12 protein-coding genes are annotated in these 19,597 nt (G+C 57.1%); 6 read left to right on the forward strand and 6 right to left on the reverse strand.

What is annotated here, in order from left to right:
- The first annotated feature begins 115 nt into the window (after positions 1-115).
- From SH410x_RS14750 to SH410x_RS14765, 4 genes are all read left to right on the forward strand, one after another.
- Entirely contained in the window at positions 116-1,228 is a 1,113-nt protein-coding gene (locus SH410x_RS14750; RefSeq protein WP_473668320.1) for a transposase, read from the forward strand.
- A gap of 788 nt (positions 1,229-2,016) precedes the next feature.
- Positions 2,017-2,283, forward strand: coding sequence for a hypothetical protein (locus SH410x_RS14755; protein ID WP_473668322.1), 267 nt, complete (start codon positions 2,017-2,019; stop codon positions 2,281-2,283).
- Positions 2,284-2,700: 417 nt separating this feature from the next.
- Positions 2,701-2,958, forward strand: a complete 258-nt coding sequence (locus SH410x_RS14760; RefSeq protein ID WP_473668324.1) for a DUF4160 domain-containing protein — start codon at positions 2,701-2,703, stop codon at positions 2,956-2,958.
- A 4-nt stretch (positions 2,959-2,962) separates the two neighbouring features.
- Positions 2,963-3,208 (forward strand): DUF2442 domain-containing protein, encoded by a 246-nt coding sequence (locus SH410x_RS14765; protein ID WP_473668326.1) that lies wholly within the window; start codon positions 2,963-2,965, stop codon positions 3,206-3,208.
- A 433-nt stretch (positions 3,209-3,641) separates the two neighbouring features.
- Here the strand turns inward: SH410x_RS14765 and SH410x_RS14770 are convergent, their stop codons facing one another.
- The gene (locus tag SH410x_RS14770; RefSeq protein ID WP_473668328.1) at positions 3,642-4,637 is read right to left on the reverse strand and encodes a transposase; all 996 of its coding nucleotides are present in this window, start codon (positions 4,635-4,637) and stop codon (positions 3,642-3,644) included.
- Positions 4,638-4,953: 316 nt separating this feature from the next.
- Here SH410x_RS14770 and SH410x_RS14775 point away from each other — a divergent pair, with 316 nt between their 5' ends.
- The gene (locus tag SH410x_RS14775; RefSeq protein ID WP_473668330.1) at positions 4,954-6,084 is read left to right on the forward strand and encodes a tetratricopeptide repeat protein; all 1,131 of its coding nucleotides are present in this window, start codon (positions 4,954-4,956) and stop codon (positions 6,082-6,084) included.
- A 653-nt stretch (positions 6,085-6,737) separates the two neighbouring features.
- Positions 6,738-8,354, forward strand: coding sequence for a transposase (locus SH410x_RS14780; RefSeq protein WP_473668332.1), 1,617 nt, complete (start codon positions 6,738-6,740; stop codon positions 8,352-8,354).
- Between the two features lie 371 nt (positions 8,355-8,725).
- Here the strand turns inward: SH410x_RS14780 and SH410x_RS14785 are convergent, their stop codons facing one another.
- The 5 genes from SH410x_RS14785 to SH410x_RS14805 all read right to left on the reverse strand — a co-directional run bounded on the left by SH410x_RS14785 (position 8,726) and on the right by SH410x_RS14805 (position 19,587).
- Positions 8,726-9,808: a hypothetical protein gene (locus SH410x_RS14785; protein WP_473668334.1), complete on the reverse strand. Its 1,083-nt coding sequence runs from the start codon at positions 9,806-9,808 to the stop codon at positions 8,726-8,728.
- Positions 9,809-10,154: 346 nt separating this feature from the next.
- Positions 10,155-12,578 (reverse strand): hypothetical protein, encoded by a 2,424-nt coding sequence (locus tag SH410x_RS14790; protein WP_473668336.1) that lies wholly within the window; start codon positions 12,576-12,578, stop codon positions 10,155-10,157.
- Entirely contained in the window at positions 12,578-16,258 is a 3,681-nt protein-coding gene (locus SH410x_RS14795) for a proline-rich domain-containing protein (protein ID WP_473668338.1), read from the reverse strand. Before SH410x_RS14795 ends, SH410x_RS14790 begins: the two co-directional genes overlap by 1 nt.
- A gap of 99 nt (positions 16,259-16,357) precedes the next feature.
- Positions 16,358-18,592 carry a BatA domain-containing protein gene (locus tag SH410x_RS14800; RefSeq protein ID WP_473668340.1) on the reverse strand — a complete coding sequence of 745 codons (2,235 nt, stop codon included), beginning with the start codon at positions 18,590-18,592 and terminating at the stop codon, positions 16,358-16,360.
- Positions 18,589-19,587, reverse strand: coding sequence for a DUF58 domain-containing protein (locus SH410x_RS14805; RefSeq protein ID WP_473668343.1), 999 nt, complete (start codon positions 19,585-19,587; stop codon positions 18,589-18,591). Before SH410x_RS14805 ends, SH410x_RS14800 begins: the two co-directional genes overlap by 4 nt.
- Positions 19,588-19,597: the final 10 nt, after the last annotated feature.

The following is a 19,597-nucleotide window of genomic DNA, read 5'->3' on the forward strand; positions in this document are numbered from 1 at the left end:
CACTCCCCTTTCCTAGAGGGACAGAGCATGACGGCGAGGTGTTTGACTTTCCCCAATCCGAGGCATATCCTGAAATAGATGAGTTTGCCGGTTCTCTTCCCTCGAGAGGTGTGAGATGGTTCGCTTGGCGCGGAGTGAAGTGTTTGATCCTGATGAGGTGGTCATCGGGCATGTCATTTCAAGGACATGCCGTCGCTGCTACCTCCTCGGAAACGATGAGTTTTCCGGGAAAAACTTCGATCACCGCAAGGTCTGGATCGAAGAGTACTTGCAGCAATTTGCCGCCTGTTTTGGGATCGACCTGCTGGCGTTCTCGATTCTTTCGAACCATTTTCATCTGATTTTAAGATCCCGGCCCGATGTGGTGGCGACTTGGAACGATGAAGAGGTGGCGCGGCGGTGGTTGATGCTCTGTCCCCATCGCCGTAAAGCGGATGGTTCCCCGATGACGCCATCGCAGCCCGAGATCAAATCGATTGCAGGGTGTCCTATTCGACGTGCCGAAATTCGCAAACGTTTGAGTAGTTTCAGTTGGTGGATGCGGTTGCTGTGCCAGCGTGTGGCAATGCGGGCAAATAGGGAGGAAGAGGAAAACGGGAGGTTTTTCCAAGATCGGTACCGGGCGACCCGGTTGGCCGATGAGGCCTCGCTGCTGGCCTGCGCCGCCTATGTGGACTTGAACCCGATCCGAGCAGCGATCTGCGAGACGATCGAGCAGAGCGATCACACATCGGTACAAAGACGAATCGGTGCGTTGGTGAAAGCGGTCCCCGAGGAAAATCCGGGGCGGGTAGAAGACGGTGGCGGTGGGGAGACTCGGGACGGGCGGAGTCGTCGGTCGACAATGCTGGGCGATGAGTTTCTGTCGCCGCTAACGATCGACGAGGCATCCGATCCGGTGGGTCCCTGTGCGAGCGAGTCGGGCAAACGGTGTAGCGACAAGGGATTCTTGGCGATGCCGCTTGAGAGATACCTGGAGCTGCTGGACTGGACGGCGAGACAGGTGGCCCCTGGCAAGAGTGGTTGCACGCCGAAGACGCTCTCACCGGTGCTGGTCCGCCTGGGGCTCGATGCGGATACCTGGTGTGAAGTGGTCCGAGATTTCGGGAAGTTGTTCTGCAGCGTGGCGGGACGGCCCGAGTGCGTCGATTCGATGCGCTGTCATCGGACGCAGCGGCGTTATCATCTGCGCCGCCGAGCCCGCGAGTTACTGACGGCCACGGATTAGTCGCGACTTTTAGTGACTCCGAAGGTGTGGTTGCGCTGGCCCCGTGATGAAGGTTCGCGCCCGGTGGGCTGCTTGCACACCCATCCGGCATCAATGGCGACTTGAAAACGAAAACGCGCGGATGCCCGCCTGACACCAGGCTAGATCAGGCAGTTTGCACCAAACGAAATCGAATCGAATACGTTCAGGAAGTGCTCTGTCCCCCCCCAAACTCTGTCCCCCCCAAACTCGCCCTCGGATTTACGCTATATCCCTCGGATTTACGTTGAGGGATATGTGCCATTGAGTCGGAGTGACGAAGTCACGGTAGGCGATAGCCCCGGACGCGAGTCCGGGGAACCGGTTGCAAACGATGATCGCGTAGTCCTGAAGGGACGGCAGGTCGCTCACAAACCAAACGATTTGCGCGGATATCATCGAAAAACGCCTGCCATCGCTTCGCGATTTCAATGGCTGGGCGTTTGTGCCCCCGGACTGACGTCCGGGGCTATCGCATGCCACCGCTTTGCGGTTCCAGAGCAATGCCTCGCCAGCCCGTCCCCTTCAAAACGACCCGAGAGTCGGTGCTTCCAGACGGATCTCCACTGAGGGCACAGATCTCCACGGAGGGACACTGCACTTCGTCGAGGATTTCAACATGTCCGTCGACCGGGAAGCTGATTTTGATGCTCTTCGCTATTTTCTTGCGAAGATGCTATGTCCCTCGGATTTACAGATCAGACAGGTCCTACCAAGCCAAATCGACTTAGATGTGTTGAGGAAATGCTCTGTCCCCATATTCGTTCCCTATGTCGGACGACAAAGAGAAACTCCGACTGTTTCTCAATGGTTGGCTGGAGCAACTGACCGCGCCTGACAAGTCGTTTTCTGGCGTCACCTGGAAATCTCTTGGGCATTGCTACGCGAGTATCATTGGCGATGCGCCGCTTCAACTTCAGACTGAGATCTATCTTCTATTGCTCCATCAATTTGTTCACTCTCCACGCTGCAAACACTGGTCCGACGAAGACAGGGCCGCCGTTCTCGGTCAATACATGAATTCCACCGACTCGTAGCCAACGACCTGAAATCTGAATCGCTCGTTTCACACACACGACTTGCCGCCCAGATCGGTGGTGAACCAAGCGGATGCACCGGAGAATGCTGCTCACTCGGCAATTTAAAATTTTTTGGGTCATCAACTTTCATCGCGATTCCAACTCTTTCGATTTGGTCCGCATTCCCAGTGATCCTCGGCGTTCGTAGGCGCTGGTGACCGCACTGACCCGCAGGCCGCGACATCCTGCGCCCGTCATATCTGACGCCAGTGTCCGCTGACGGCCCCGTTGCTAGCGACGCCCAACGCCTGGAAGCTTACACTCGAAATTGCTTGTGCTCGGGTTGACAAGTCGTTACGATGGTCAACGGTCTCATTCGTGTCCGTATTCGTGTGACAGAGTGGATGCTAATGCTACGCACGTCAGTTAACTAAAATGCCAGAAGTCAGCCGATTTCTCGGGATCGTGATTCGGATGTATTACCGTGATCATGCTCCGCCACATTTCCACGCGGAATATGGGGGATACGAAATCACCGTCGAGATCCATAGCGGTATCGTCCATGGAAGGTTCCCGAGGCGCGCGTTGGCCGCCGTTCTCGATTGGTATACTCTCCATCAGAATGAACTGGCGCAAAACTGGGAGAATGCTCTCGCACGCATGCCACTGAACCCTATTGAACCGTTAGAGTAGATCCATGTTCTTACACGTTGCTGACGCTCATTATATTGCGGGCCATCGCGTTCAAGTTTTTTTCAACGACGGAACCACTGCTGAGATTGATCTGTCCGACTCATTAGATGGCCCCATCTTCGAGCGTCTTCGGGACATCGAGTACTTCAAGTCGTTCTCAATTGTTGGCAATACACTCGCATGGAAAAATGGTGCTGATTTTGCACCAGAGTATTTGCAATCGCTGGCCGTGACACCTGCCAGTCGATAACAGTTCTTCGAAGCTGACATCCAGCGTCCGGAATTGCTTGCGTCGCGATCGGCGACACGATACGTTTGAGGGATCGCCGACTGTACGTGGCGCGTCGCTACGCGAAAAAAAAGAGGACAAAAAGAGGACAAAAAGAGGGCCACCCACTTTTCAGTCCGGGCTGCGGCTTGTTTTTTGGCCGATTTAGCGACTATCCGCTCCTCGCAGAATGCCGCCACCGAGCATCTGGCTGATTCTGATCCGATTCTCCGATATCGGCGCAGCAGCGACCCCGGAGGGAATCAAAGTGGAAGGTTTTCCGAAGACGGTCAAGCCGAAGATATCCCGAGTGGGTTGTCACGGGCGCAGAGCCAACCTTGACCGCGACGGCTGGCTTCCTCGGCGAGGTGTTCTGGGCTACCCGCTGCTCGCTTGAATACCCGCCCAAATCGCCTCACGACGTCGCACCAGGCAGGGTATCCAAGCCGATGCGTGTGAGGATCGGCTGCAAGTGCGCGGGGATCGCACCGACCTTGTCACTGCGGAGTTGACGGCCCGTCCAGTCGAGCAATTCCAGATAGCTGGCCAACGAGACACTTAGGAAACCTTTCAGGCTGCCTCGTCTGCCCGAATGATCCAGGTGCGGCCCGACGGGATCGCTCTGCTCGTCAATTTCGATCGGACTCATCCAGCCACTGTGCTGGCGGCCGCGGCTTCGTTCCCAGTCATGGGTGCTTCGGCGGGTTCGATCGGAGCATTGAGTCAAGTCGTCAATCCGATCCTTGGCTCCGGTGTACTTGCTCGATTCAGGCGTTTCCGCCATGGCGGCACGAATCGGGTTGAGATCCACGTAGGCCGCACACGCCAACAAACTCGTTTCATCGAGGAGCACCTGTGCCCGAAAACGCCCTTCCCAAAAGTGGCCGCGAGCTTTGTCCTCGGCGTTACTGCGGCGGGCAATATTCTCGGCGAGACATCGCATGTACCAGCTCACGTCAGACAATCGCTGACGCCGCGAGGCTAGAACCGCCGGCTGATTCAGGATCATGTTCAGTTCCGGTCTCGTCGGCACGGCGGGGCTGCCGTCAGGGTTGCGACGTTCGGGGAACAGCCGCAGCCAACGCTGGGCGACCTCCTCGTCCGACCACGCCGCGACGACGTCCGGGCGACTTCGTAAAACGAGGTGCAGGTGATTGCTCATGATCGAAAACGTCAGGCAATCGATCGCGAACACGGAGGCGAGGAATTCCATTCGGTCGCGGATCCAGCCCCTGCGGTGCTCGAAACAATCTCCCGTAACGGAATCGGTCCCACACAGCCACGCCTTGCGGACGCACCTCTCGATACAGTGGAGGATCTGAACCTCATTCGGATTGATCACTTCCCCACGAGCTTGCCTGGGCATCTTCATCACCTCCGTCAGCGTCACGGTTTTGAGCAGTGACTCCATCGATAATGGTACGTAATCCACGAGCGAAGGCAACTATTCATTGCCTGTCCCTAATCTACTACCTGTCCCTGATCTACTAATCTATTTCCGATAGAGATAGAGTCTGTGGTCGCCACCGCCGCATCACTCGGTACGCGAGCCCAGCAGTGTGGCGACAAAGTTCAACGCACGATCTATTCGCACGTCAGGCGATCAGCTCAACCGACAAAGTTGAGTTTTTTCTACGCCTGACATGCGGATAGATCGCAATTCGTTCGCCGGCCAATCAAGATACAGACGAATCGGCACTTCAATCGCAATTGATAACATGACCGCCGTGAGCGAACAGGAACATGACAGGACGATTGAGGAGTGCACGGAGAAAATCGTAGTCTGTCCGGATGATGTTCACGCGTTGAGTCTGCGCGGCTGGGCTTGGAACAAGAAGAAGCAATACGACAAGGCGATAGCGGACTTTGACAGAGCATTATGTTGGGATCCGGATCGCGTCGATGCCCTCAACAATCGCGGGCTCGCGTATAGCGGCAAGGGCAAGCATGAACTGGCAATCGCCGATTTTACCCGAGCAATCACACGCACGCCCGACGATGATGATCTTCATCATTTCTATTTCAATCGAGGCCGCTCTCGCAGGTTAAAGGGAGCCTTTGAAGAAGCAATCGACGACTTCAACATGGCGATTCGCCTTGACCGTCAATATGTAAAGGCATTTCGATTACGCGGGCATTCTTGGGCCGACCTTGGCCACCCCCGCCGGGCTCTCGCCGATTTTGAACGCGCGATCAAGATTGGTCCTGGCACCGCAGACGACTTTCATAGTCGAGGGAATGCGTGGGTTTCTCTAGGCAGATTTCGCAATGCGATCGCTGATTTCACTAGGTCTATCATCCTGGAACCCAACACAACCGATACTGCTAAGACTTACAACAGTCGTGGTTTTGCATGGAATCGAAAAGGAAGATACGCAAATGTGCTTTCTGACTACGAGCGAGCAATTGCGCTCGACCCCGAATCGCCGCAGAGACGTGCCGTCCTCGCTGAGTTCTTGGCAACATGCCCCGTAGGTCGTTACCGCGATGGTGATAAAGCATTGAAACTTATTACCGAAGCAAGCGAACTGGCAGGGGATATTAGGATACCAGGAACAATAAGTGACGGGTTTACCGTAGTGGATCTTGTTAAAGATCCTGGTCTGGATGGATCTTTAACAAGATCCACTACGCCAGTTATTGATCCCGCGTTGCTTAGCGAAGACTACTTGGGTTGCATCGCATGTGCCTATGCCGCAACAGGCGATTTTCCTTCTGCGATCCATTTCCAAAGAAAGGCACTTGATCTTGCTCGCTTAGAGGAAGACAAAAGAGCCATGCGGACGTACATTGAAGCCTATGAGGCCGGCACGCTCTGTTTAGCGGAGACGCCAACTTGGCGTGCTAGGTGGTCCTAGAGAAATCAAATGTGATGGGAGTAATTTGCAGATCTCAACCATTCCGGGGCGAAGCCCTAGCAGTTTGCCCAGGCCATCGGCCTGGTTTCGGGGAACCAACCATCGCCGTAGGGCCAACGGCCCGACCATTTGCAACATCAATGCCAAACAGACCCTTCGTCGACCTCGATCCCGTGACGCTCACACCTCCACTAGGCTTCGCATCCTCTGCACGGGCCCATATTCATCGCGGCTAATAACCGGCGAGTGAAATATGCTGTGTCCCTCAGTAACTTGTGTCCCTCAGTAGCTTCATGCGGTTGGAACCACGAATCAAACCCCATGGTAAACGGCGACCAACACGGCTAAGGAACGAGCGGGAAATTACTGTCTGAAATGGTGGTCGAACGCTCCGCGGTCGACCGTTCCGACCGTGGAGCGTTCGGCCACTTATTAAGAACGAAAAAACTCCTTCGCCTCAGCGCTCGACAAGGATACCAGGAATAATAAGTGACGGGTTTACCGTAGTGGATTTTGTTAAAAAACCTGTTCTGGATGGATCTTTAACAGACGCGCCCGACAAAAGTCTCATGCTACCGGCTTCTTTCGTGGGCGAGATGCGTTACCTTTTGCTGTCTGGATTTAGCTTTTTTCTTCGAGTGGTCGGTTAGTCAGTGAAAACCATCGAACTACCTACGCAGCAAAGACTTTTCGACCCGTTCGAGGGCGTCATCGGCCCCATGGGGCGAAAGATGATTGACAACGGATGGCAGGGCCTCCTTCGCGACGTGCTCTTGGAGCAGATGCCCATCGGCCTCGTCGGTGAGCATCTCAGTGACGATCAAGGACGACCAACCTTTGAGTTGCACGCGATCATCGCGCTCCTCTGGATCCGTGACTTTCAAGGTTGGACTGTCCCCCAGGCCCACGAAGCACTGCTGTTCCGAACCGACATCCAGTACGCACTGAACTTGGAGCCAAGCACCGAAGTCACTCAGCGAACCATTGAACGCTACATCGCTCGAATGCAAAGCAACGAGAAGATCAGTGAGGAGATCTTCGCAGGCGTTACCGACACCCTGCTGCAAAGCATGGAAGTCAAAGTCAAAAAACAGCGTCTCGATTCCACCCATGTGCTCAGCGACATGGCCACCCTGGGACGCGCCCAAATGATCGGCGTGGCCCTGCGGCGGTTCTTCAAGAAAGTCGAAAAGCACGACGCTCAGTCTGGTTCGGCTAGGCTGATCGACCGATTTGACGACGAGCTTTTGGCCCGCTACCGCAAGCAATCCGACAGCCGAATCTTTGGCGACGCACGCACTACCGAACAGCGGAAAATTGCGTTGCAGCAAGCCGCCGAAGACCTCTGCTTAATCCTCAATGAATTAACCGAAACCAAACCGATCTGCGACTGGGACTCCTTCAAACAACTGCAAACGATCTTTAACCAGCAGTGCGAACTTCGGGAAGAATTCGTCGAAGTTCGCAAGAAAACCGGCGGCCATGTGATCGTCAATCCGTCGGATCCCGACGCGACCTACAGCGGTCACAAAGGAGCCGGATACCAGGTTCAAATCGCCGAGACGTTCAACGAAGACGGCGAGCCGAACTTGATTACTTCGGCCAAAGTCGAAACCGCTGCGGACAACGACGCCGATGCGGTCTCGCCGGTGTTGGAGGACTTGAAAAAGCGGGATGTCATGCCAGACGAACTGCTGGCTGATACCGCTTACGGTGGCGACGCCAACGTCGAGTCGGCTAAGCAAGAAGGCGTCGAATTGGTCGCTCCGGTGCCAGGCTCGAAGAAGTACGATGCTGATGAAATCGGCTACGACCAATTCAAGCTCAACTGCGCCGGTGAACTGGAGTCTTGCCCGGCTGGTCACGCTCCCGAGTCGACCAACTACAACGCCAAAGGCGACTACACTTTCGCACAGATGGATCCCGAGAAGTGCCAGCACTGCCCGCTGCTTGCACACTGCCGCGTTCAACGCAATCGGGACACCGAGCAGCCGACCGGCCGCATTCAATTTACCGGCAGTGCGGTTCGAGCCGACGCGCGTCGTCGCCACGAGCAGAGCGACGAGTTCCGCGATAGGTACCGTTGGCGGTCGGGTATCGAAGGGACCAACGGTTGCCTCAAGCGAATGATGGGCTTGGGTCGGCTCCGCGTTCGCGGCCACAATGCGGTGAAGCTTTCGATCCTACTGAAGCTGGCCGGTTGGAATCTGCTTCGAGCGGTGGCAATGCGCCGCCAGCGAAAGAATTCGCTCCAATTGGCCATTAACTAGGAAAAACAGGGGCAATAGGCGACTAGGACGACGGTTCATGTAGAGCCTGCGACTCCTCGACAGTCAAACCAGGGCCTCCAGAGAGGCCCCAGCTAAAAAATTTTGCACCACCAAAAAAAGTCGCCCGCAGCAAAGCCACCTAATGTCGGTTCCGTCTTAACAAGATCCACTACGCGAGTTATCGATCCCGCGTTGCTTAGCCGACCATTTGGGTTCGTCCACGACGGACGCAAAATTCTCGAATTGAATGGGGCCGTTGATGCGTGTGCGACAAATCCCGGTACCTTCCACGGTCAGACGAGGTACTCGGCGATCCGAATCAAGCGGCCATTGTGCGTCTTCCGATAGGCAGATCGCTCAACCCAGCAAGCTCAATCGGCATCCATTTTACGCTGCTCCGCTGCTTGATAGAGCTTTGCCAGTTGGAGCATCAGCGGTTCGAGTTGGGCGTCAAAGTCGGCGTCGTTCAGGGATGATTCGTCAGGTCCACGTCGTTGTCGCAGTTCCTCCAGCTTTGCTTCGAGGTCTTGGCGTTGGGCCAGTTCGGCAGGAGTGAAGGGGAGGCGAGTTTTGGCAGGGGTGAGGGTGATGCGGGAGGCCTTTCGGCCATCGAGGGTCGCGCCGTCTTTTGCCTGCGCGATGGGGCGGGTGCCGCGGAACAGGGCGGCGGGGGTGCCCCGAGCGTCTGCGTTGTCGTCGATCAAGGCGTGTTCGGTGCTGATCCGGCCGGCCTCCTCGTAGAATTGTTGGACCCCGGCGCTGGCCCGTATGAAGGCTTCTTGAACGGACACCTCGTCGTCGTGGTCCAAGTCGGAGTCAGGGGATGCGATCGCGTCTGCGATGTATTCGCCGAATCTCGCGTAGTTTTGCTCGGTGCCGCTCTTGGTCGCCGTGACGATAACGCGGTTCTTGCCCGAGAGCTGGTTAATGAACGGGCCGCTGGCGGATGCACAGTTGACGATCACGACTGGTCGTTTCGCATCCTGTAACCACTCCGCTAATTCTGTGGCCGAAACGTCTGGGCCGCGGAGGTTGAACTTGGCCATGTTTTGAGCGAACGTTCCATGGCCGATCATTATCAGCCAGAGCGTGTTTTCGGTTTTGTCCGTTGGAGGATTAGCGGTTAGCGTTCTGATTGTATCTAACAGTTGGTCTCGGTCGTTCGAATCCGTTGACTCGGATTGGCCGATGATTGTTGTTGACGCGGCGGCTTGGCCGGAGACTTCGCGCCAGGTGGCTGCCCACTTGGCAAACTGCTCGCCGTACTGGGGGGTGCCTGGGGCGCCGACGATAATGACGACGTCGGTTTGGGGCGTGAGGGGCGCCTGGTCGGGTTCCGTTGCGTGGACTTGTTGAGTGAGGGACCAGACGCAGAGGGCGTTGATTCCCAGCGATTTCAGGATGGCGATTGTGTGGCAGCGTGTGCGATCGCGGCGGGAGCGGTTGTCAGGCATGACTCGAATGTCCAATGATGATTGGGGAGGGCGTCTCGGGCGAACCGAAACACGACCTGGGCAAGAGTGCGATTGATGACGATTCGGGTTCCTCATGCAGGCTGTTCAAGAACCCGAATGTGTGCGAATCGAACACTCATCAAATAGAAAACAAGAAGATCTTCTTCCATCGCCGTGAATATGGCCGTTTGCCCATCCGATTCATTTCGTGCTGATTTTCAAGGCGTTGTCATTGGCGGGGTTGAACATTTGCTCGATGCCTGACGGCATTCGACTCGTTGTTAGCGAAGAAATACGATCCTATCAAGCGTGCGAAGGTGTCACGGAAATGTCGCTATGCTGGTAATCATGCTAGCCCCTTCCATCTCCTGAGGCCCCATTCGCAACACAAGAACAACATCGCTGTTAGCATGACCCAGGGGTGGTGCCAAATCGGGTAAACCCACGCCTCCGTCACTGGCACTTTTTTGTTGGGAAGATCGCTGGCGAATTGGTTGAGTGAATCGTCGTGAATGATTTCACCACCGGACTGTTTCGTCATTTTCTCGAGCAATTCTCGATTGAGCTGTAAATCGCGAAACTCGGCGGCATCGGACTGGGCCGTCCAACCCGCTGTCACGGTGCCGATCGCGCTGCCGTCGGCGGCTGTCACTTTCGCGTTGACGTGGTAACCACCTGGCTCTCTGGACCAATAGGTAGCCGTGTATTGGCCTGGTGCTGAGTCATCGGACTGTGCAGCGATGGTGAAGGGTTCACCGCCGACGGGTGTGATTTCAAAGACCACGGCGGCATTGTCAAGCGGCAAGTAGTCTTCATCGCGGGCGGTGGCGATGATCGTGGCCGGTTGACTTGGATCGCTGCTGGTCTGGACACGCACTTCGGCGCGTTTAGGAACCTCATTGACGAGCCAGTGGGTGATCTGCCGCCAGGCTTGTGCGGGATCGTCACGGTCGGAATCGCCCCGGTGCATCGACCACCGCCACAGGTCAGCGATAAGAATCGCGGCGGCGCGACCTCTACCGAATCGATGAGCCACTAAAGCCGGGGCGACTTCTCCATCATCCGACTCGACCGTCGCTAGCATGGATGCTCCTGGCTTGACCTCCCCGACCGAATTAAGCGTCGCGAAGGGGGACATTGCCTTAAGTCTATCGCTTTCAGCGGACTCGTTATCGCGAAGTCGGATCCAAGGCTGCAACATGCCCTCGCGAGTGAATGCGAGCCGAAAGGCACCGGAGTGTCCCCGCGTCGTCCCATTGGCTGTGTAGACCGGCGACAACTCGCCCAGTGGTGTGTCGCTGAATCTTTTGTCGGCAAACATTTCCTGGCCACCGAGCATTAGCAACCCGCCACCGCGGGTCGCAACGAATTGCCGCAGCAGCAACATTTGGTCTGGCGAGAAGTATTCTGGATCGATGTCGTCGAGGATCACACCGTGGTAGCCAAACAGTTCCTCTGCCGATTCGGGGAAGCCGTCACTTAATTCTTCAGATTCTTTGACTCCCAACCGCAGGATCACGGGTTCGTCGTACTGGGCGGCGGCGTCTTCGGCGTCGGAACCAAGACCGGCGAACAAGGGGTTACTCTCATTGACGCCGCGATCACGAAAACTGAACTTAGCTTCTTTGTTGGCGATTCTTAACAAACCGACCAGCTGGACTTCGGCGTCTTCCTGCAATGCACGACGGATGAACTTAAACTCCCAATTGGGACGACCGGCGACATAGAGGACTCGGTACGGCCCCGATGCGCGGTTGACGGCGACGATGCGGCGGTTGTTGACGAGCGTCGCCTCGTCCGATTCGCTCGACGCTAGATCCGACTGTTCGAACCAATCGCGATCGGCTTCGCGAAACACGTCGACAACAAAGAACTGAACGCCGCTGGAGTCGGGACGAAATCGGAAGCTGACTTCCTTCGCTTCGCCGTCCGCACCGGTGGTGATGGTTTGCTCTTCAACGACTCGATGGGTCGCCGCGTCGCGGAGCTGGACGACGGCCTGAGTTTTCCCCAGTGCGATGGCATCGACCTCCACGCGCACGGTCAACGGAGCCGATTCAAAGTCCGTTTGCGTGATGCTCACATCGGCGATCCGGAGGTCGCGCACGACTTCGTCCTGTGCGGGCAGCACGGCATAGATTGGGAATCCAAGTTGGCTCCAATCCAAGTCGGCCGGCGGCGCATCGGTCATGTTCCCATCGGTAAAGAGCAGCACCCCGCCCACGGGCCGATCAGCAAAACGCTCCGCGAGATTTTGCAGGCTGCCAAACAAAGACGAAACATAGCCGTCGGCCGGCAACTCGTCGGGCTGGTCGACTGCCTCGAGCCGGGCATCGAACGCATAGGTCCGGACGTCGAACGTCTGGGCAAGCCGAACACGCCACGGGGCATCTTTGCTGAGTAACGCCCCAACTCGATCGTTGCGAGTTTGATCGCTGCCGGCGGGCTTAAGCCGCATACTGAGGCTGTTGTCGACCAGAATCGGCAGCACATTGGCGCGCGGACGTGGCCGCGTTCCGCTGCGGAGGGGCTGCAGCAAACAGATCGCCAGCAAGATGATTGCGGCGAGTTTAAATGCCCCCGCGATCACGCGCACCGACGCAACGGTGCCGCGATGAGCGTAATTCCAAATCACCAATAGCGAGAGCACGGTGGCGATCACCGCAGCTGGAATGATCCAGTCCGGGGCGCCCCACAGCAATTGGCCTGCTTCCACGTCGCCAGCGAAGGCAATGCTGGTCGGGATCCGTATCAAGATTGGGGCAGCCATCAGCGTCCGCTCCCCAGACTCTCGTAGTACTTTTGCACCGCGTCGGAAAACTCGGCCGGTACGGGATCTCGATCGATCGGAACGGGAGCGTGTTTCTCAGCGGAGCGTCGCATCAATTCTTCGGCAACGTCTCGTTTCAGTTCACGCAGCGGCTCAGCGATCATTTCCTCGACCGTGTTCCACTGAGGGGCCTTCGCGTGCCGGCGAAAATCGATGCGCACCTCGCGAGCTCGGTCGCGGATACGAGCCGCCTGGGACCGAAGTTCCGGATCGTCAACCATCTCTTCCACGTCCCGGAGTCGGTCCGACCAATCTTGAAATCCGTCTCCGGTCAATGGCGACCCACCGGGACTGTTGGCCGCATACTGGCTCAATCCACCGCCCTCTCCGCGTCCTTCTGATTCAGGGCGATCCTGGGCTTCTGGCTGGCCCTCGCCTTCTCCGCGACCCGCGGGCGGCTCCTGCGAGGGTTGCTCGCCGGACGGTTGACCGTTCCCTCGGCCTTGCCCCGATGACTGGCGTCCCGGCGGTGTTTGTGCTTCACCATTTCCAGAATTCTCGCCGGGCTGCGGTGGCTGCCCCTGAGCGGCTTGATCCCCCTGAGCGGGTTGATCCCCTGCACGGTCGCCCGACTGGCCCGCTGGTTGGTCCTCTTGCTGCTGCGACTCCTCATCGCTGGGCTGACCGCTTCTCTGCTCGCCACTTTCGTCGCCGCGTCCTGGATCGGATCGATCAATCTCTTCGTCCAAACTTTTCGACAGCTGTTCCAACTCCCCGAGTGCGCGTTGTAGGGCCTCGGTCTCGTTTCCTAAAACGGATTCAGCCGCGTCCTCGAGATCCTCACGCAACTCGCCGATACCCTTCCCCGCCTCACGTTGGAATTCACGAGCCTGCGGGTCAAACCCACGATTGAATAATTCCGACGTGTCCCGCAATCGATTTTCAAGTTGCTGCTGTCTCGTTTTGCGGTACGAGTCATAGAGTTTTTGCGCGAGCAGTGGTTCCGCGGTTTCGGCTTCCTCGACCGTCTCCTGCATCTGCTCGAGCAACTCGCCAAGGCGTTCCTGTTGATCGTCGAGAGAATCGAGAATCTGGTCTCGCATATCGTCGCTCCGCAGTCCGGGTTGATCGCTCTGGTCGACCTCTTTCAACTGTTCAGCGATTTGTTCTTGTTGCTGATCCAATTCGCGAGCTTCGTTTCGCATTTCGCGAACGGCGTCGTTCAACTCGCCCGCGGCGCGCTGACGAAACTCGTCACGCATTTCTTCGAACTCTCGCTCGGCGCGTTTGCCGGACGTCAGTGCTTCGGCAGCATCGTCTTGCTGCAACGCCTCGGCGGCGCGGCGAACATTCTCGCGTGTCTGCTCAAGCTTTTCGGACGCTTCCTGCATACTCTCTTGGTTCTCGGGTTGCTGCATCCGCTCGCCCAACTCGTCGGTTTCCCGCAACAAGTCCTGCTGCTGATCACGCAGCCGTTTCAGTTGCCTCTCGACTTCGTCCTGTTCCTCTTCCGTCTCGGCCTGTTCCAACGCGGACTGTAGTTGCGCGAGTTCCTTGTTCAAGTCTTCTTGGCGGCGAGCGAGTTCGCGGAGGCGATTGAGGACCTGGCGGACTTCCCGTTGTTCTTGTTGAGCTTGCGTCTCCTGCGCTTGCTGCTGCGTTTCATAACGATTCTCGTCCTGTTCCAACTCCAATTCATCGAGCTGTTTCTGGCGCTGTTGAGCGGAGGAACTTGAACTACCTTGCTGCTGCTGTTGTTGCGACTGGGTGACCTCGAACTCATGAGCGCGAAGTTTCAATAGCGTTCCATAGGCAGCTTGTTCGGCAACCATCGCGGGATCGAGCGGATCGGTTTGGGAATCCGCTTCCGCCGCAGTCAGTTCAGTCAGGGACGTCTGCATGTGGATTCGTACGATTTCCACCAGTCGTTTCGAATCAGTATCCTCGATTTTCTCGGCCAGCTCCGCGAGCTTCTCGATCGCTTCTGCCTGCGACTCCTTCAGCAACAGGATGTCGCCGGCGAACTCGGCACTTGGCCGGTCACCGCGCTGGCGTCTCACGACGGTCCAGGTCGCGTTGATGATCTCCTTTTGCAGTTCTGCCAATTCCTGCGTCTGCTCAGCATTTTCGCTCGGTTGTTGGCCCGGCGGGGATTGACCACCGGGTGGCGGCTGACCTTCTCGATAGATTTCCTCAAACGGACGCACCTCGGCGAAGTATAGATCGCTGTGCGTGCGTCGGACTTGACCGTCGGGACCAAAGTCATCGGCCCAGAAGTGATAGGACAGGAGTTGGTCGGGCTCGGCTTTGAGTTTTTCGAACTCCACCAAGTGATTGACCTGCTTCTTTTCACCCCGCCCAATCGCCTTGTCCAAGCTGATGTCCTGGCTCGGTCGATCGGCGAAGATATAGGTCAAGCCAACCTCAGCAACACCGAAATCATCGCGGACTTCGGCCGCTATCGGCAATTCTTCCAATGGCGAGACCGTCACATCCCCCGCGACGGCGAGCTTCAGTTTGGGCGGCTGATTGGCCAGCACGCGGGCAACGAGTTCCGGTGGATACTTGTTCTGACGCCCGTCTTCATCGGTCAATTCGACGGTAAAACGCTGCGTCTCTCGAAGGTCGATTTCGGTTGAGAGGGCACCGGGATTGTCGGGGTCGCTTTGTAAGACAATCCGCTCTCCTTCCTTCGTGACCAATTCGCCCAGTGCGATTGGTTTGTTGACAAAACAGATCCATTTTACGCGTGTCCCCTCGACCGCCGAGACGCGGACAGTGTCCTCGACTCGCTTGTCGGTCAGTCCAGTGTAGTCGGGGTAATCCAGATCGGCATCGCTGCGAACGACCTCAGGAAACTCAAACACGTCGATTGAAAAAGTTGGACTACTCCAGTCGGCCCCGAGCACCCGATAGTTAAATTTTTCATTGATTGATGCCAAGAATCCGCTCACGACGGGATCGGCGAGATTCCGCTTCATGGTGATCCGCCGCTCGCTACCATCGGCAGCAATCCGGACCAGATCGGCTTGGCTGGGAACCGCCTCGGCATCCACCCCGCTGAATCGGGCCGTGATGACCAGACTGCTGCCACGTTCCACTTCGGTGGCACCCGGTTGGACGACGACTTTCCAAACGGGCTGGATTCGTGTGGCGACGGACGATGCTTGGTTGCCTTGGTTAGGCTCCGCTAGCACGAGTAACCCTACGACGATCAGCAGCAACACGGTCGCGGCGATCCCCGACAGACGGCTCCATCGCAACCGTCTGGGCGGCACGACATCGATCCAGCGATGAGCGCGTGAATGGTCGTGGATCTCGGTCAACACGCGCCGTTGCAAGTATCCCAGTTGTGGTTCATCGGCGTCGGTTTGACTCAGGGCCGTCAGTAGGCGTTGATCGAGGCTCGGAAACCGTCGTTCGATTTGCGATGCGACTTCACGAGCGTTGCGGAAGCTCAGGCGAGCAACGACCGCGACGACGATGAAGAGAACGATGGCGCCGCTCAGCAGCGCCACCGCCAACTCAACACCACTCCTCTGGTTGGATTCAGCATAGCGGAGCATCCCGACTCCGATGAGTGCGGCAACCAATGCGACGAGAGCAGCAAGTTGCCACCGGCGAACAGCACGAAGTCGACGCGTCACAGGATAGATTCGGCTGAGCAGGTTATCGTGCATCGTTCGTACCTCGCACCAATCGTAAGACTACGGGACGCATTCGAAGGTCGGCGAAAGGCTGAAAGCCAGTGCCACGGGCGGGTTGGATCGACGGTGAATTCATACCGACACGACCTCCGCTTCAGCCGGTCGCCGTTTACTCAGCAAGCCGCCTAGCAAGGTTTCGAGGCCGAGCAGGACGAGGGCGGCCACGAGCAGCCATTGCCACAACCGTTGACGGCTCTCGAGTTCGACGTCGCGGAGTTGGCGTTGGTTGGTCAACTCTTGAGCGGTTGAAAGCGTCGGTGACAAACTGACCCCGAAACGCTCGAGTGCATCCGTTCCAATCGAGTCCGTACGACTTTCAGCGATATCCAAATTGACTGCGATGCTGCGGGACGATCCCCCATCCTTTTCGTCGACGATCTGGTAGATTCCTGGAAAATCCAGGGTCTGGAAATCAGCGGCATTTCGGTACGCGATTTCCACTCCGTCAGGCAGCGTGATTTGAACGGTCGGCGATGGTTCCAACGAAATTCTGTCCCCAACCGAAAATTGGTTGTTGGCCACCAGCGAGGCGATGCTGGGATCAAACAGACTGAAGATCAACGGAATGAACTTGGTCGACAATGCCAGTTGGCTGGCGTCGGGCTGCCAACCGGCTGCCAGCACCCACATCTTGCCCGCACCGATGGTCTGTTCGACCAGCGCCGCATCTTCGTCGTCGAATCGAGCCAGTACCTCCCAGGTTTCAGGGAACTGAGAAAGTATGCGATGAGACCAAAAGCGAATTTTTGTAAAGTCGTTGAATTGCGGATCCGCCATCGTGGCAAACACGGGATGACGGAAATTGATTCGCGACAGCATCGCATAGTCATCTACGGCAGCTTCGGTAATCTCCAACTCATTGACATCCGTGAGTGAGCGTAGAGCAACGGCGGACTCATCGATCGTGCGTTCATCAGCGAGCACGTACAAAAGTTGCCCGCCCGCGTGAATGTACTCGCGCAGCAAAACGGCCGTATCGGTCGAGCAGGGCTCAGTGATCACAATCAGCGGAACGGTCGTGGGATCGGGAACCTCCGTCAATTCCTCAGGCGGCATCGTTTGGGTCGTCACCGTTCTACGGCTCGTATTGAGCGGCACCCGCTGCAAATAATAGAATAGGCTGCTGCGTGTTTGATTCGCCGCGATGGCGTTCGCGGAAACGGCATTGGAACCATCTCGAGAGCCGGGGCGAGCGTCCGAATGGATAGCTGTACCGGCAGCCTCGTTGCCAAGATGCAGCAACGTTAACGACTCAGGCTGGGGGCTGACGACGTACCAGGTGTTATCAAAATCGTGATCATCACCTTGCAAGGTTAGCGTGGTGACATCGGGTGTTGGCGCGGGCATCCGCACCACACGTGACTCGCCCGGTGGAACCTGGATCGGCATTGTCGTGGATTCGATTGGTGTGCCGTCAGTGCCGGTCCAAGCAACGCGAAACGAAGATTGATCGGCATCGGCTGAATTTGATACACGGACACGAACGCGTTCATCTTTCTCCGGTGCATTGTCGGCAACCGGCAACAGCTGCGCCGATGCATTCGTTCTCCGATCGCTGCTGACCTGGCGAACGTCCAGACTCAGCTGCTTGGGCCACGCATAGACTTGCAGGCTTTCGATCTTGCTGCCGGCCTGCATGTCCGTGACGAGAACCATATGAGCCGGTCCGCTGTCGCGGGACATGTCCCGTGCCGAGGCATCCTGTGGATCTGCGTCGAGCGGTTCACGGTCATCGGGTTCGTAGGTCACCGCTAGGTCAGCCGCGTAGCCAATCGCCCGCCCCAGGTCCGTGCCCGACCAAGAGGGCGTCGTCTCGGCGAGCAGTGAATTGACAGACGATCTGACTTGGCCGGGCGTGAGGCGGCTGGTTTGATCGAAACGCAACAGTGTCGTCGGTTCGTTGTCAAATGCCACCAAGGCGATTTCGTCACCGGGGCGAAGGTCCGATAGAACCTCATCGACATTTGACTTGGCCTGCTCCCAAAGCCCAGCACGTTGCATGCTAGCGCTCGTGTCGACGGCGATCACGATCCTCCGCGTCGGTAGAACGGCATCCGATTCGCTGGGGCTACGCAAGTACGGTCGAGTAAACGCAGCCGCCAAGAGCAACAAGGCCAGCGCACGAATCAAGAGCAGTGGCCAATTGTCGAGTCTGCTCCGCCGTGTCAACCGTGGCGGAGTCGCTCGCAAGAACATCAGCGAACTGAATTTGACTTCGCCCCGCGGTCGGCGACGAATCATATGGAACAGGATCGGCAAGCCGATCGCTAATGCTCCCGCGAAATAGAGTGGTGCAAGCAGGCTCACGATTTCCCTCCTGATCGATTCGCACTGGCGAGCATCCCGCTACGAGCCGTCCGAGCACTGCGACGCTGTTGCGAGTTGACCAAGTGGAACAACACCTGTTCGATGGGTTGGTCGGTCGTAACGGGAAAGAAGTCGACGCCGAGTGAATCACAGATGCCTTGGACCTGGCGCTCGTGCTCTGCAAAGCGTTCGACGTAATCGCGTCTGGCCGCTTCGGGATCAATGTAGATCTCTTGGCCGGATTCCATGTCAACAATCATGCTTGGCGACTCGATCTGCAGTTGCATTTCGGCGGGATCAATGACTCGCAGAATCATGACCTCGTGCCCGCGTGATCTCAGGTACGCGAGATTCGTCCGCAATGATTCCACGGGCGCCAGCAGATCGGAGACCAGGATCACCAGACCACGACGGCGAATCAGCGATGCGATCTGCCGCAAAGGGGTTTCCAGGTCGGTTCCACTCCCGCGGATTTCTCGCGACAGTGCCACAAAGATTTGACGTAAGTGGCCGGGACGATTTCGGGCGCTAATGAAATCTCCGATCACTTCATCGAACGTCATCAATCCAACGCTGTCTCGTTGCAGCGTCAGGTAGTAGGCGAGCGTCGCGACCAACGTCCGCGCATAATCAATCTTCGCGTAATCCAGTGAGCCAAACCCCATCGATTGACTCTGGTCCAAAACGAGATAGCAACGGCGATTCGTTTCGTCTTCGAATTTCTTGATGTAGTGCCGATCGCTGCGAGCGAATAGTTTCCAATCGAGGCCGCGGAGATCGTCACCCACTGTGTACGGGCGGTACTCGCTGAACTCGACAGAAAATCCGTGAAAGGGGCTCCGGTGCAGACCATTGTAGAACCCTTCGACAACCGCCTTGGCACGCAATTGCAGATCCTTGATCCGCATCACCGCCAACGGATCCGCCTGCGCCGCTGTGATCGCTCGCGGGTCCGCACCGCTCTGACGTTTGGTAATCGGGTCTACGCTGGCCATGAAGATCCGA

The sequence above is a fragment of the Rhodopirellula sp. SH410 genome, from assembly GCF_055811895.1.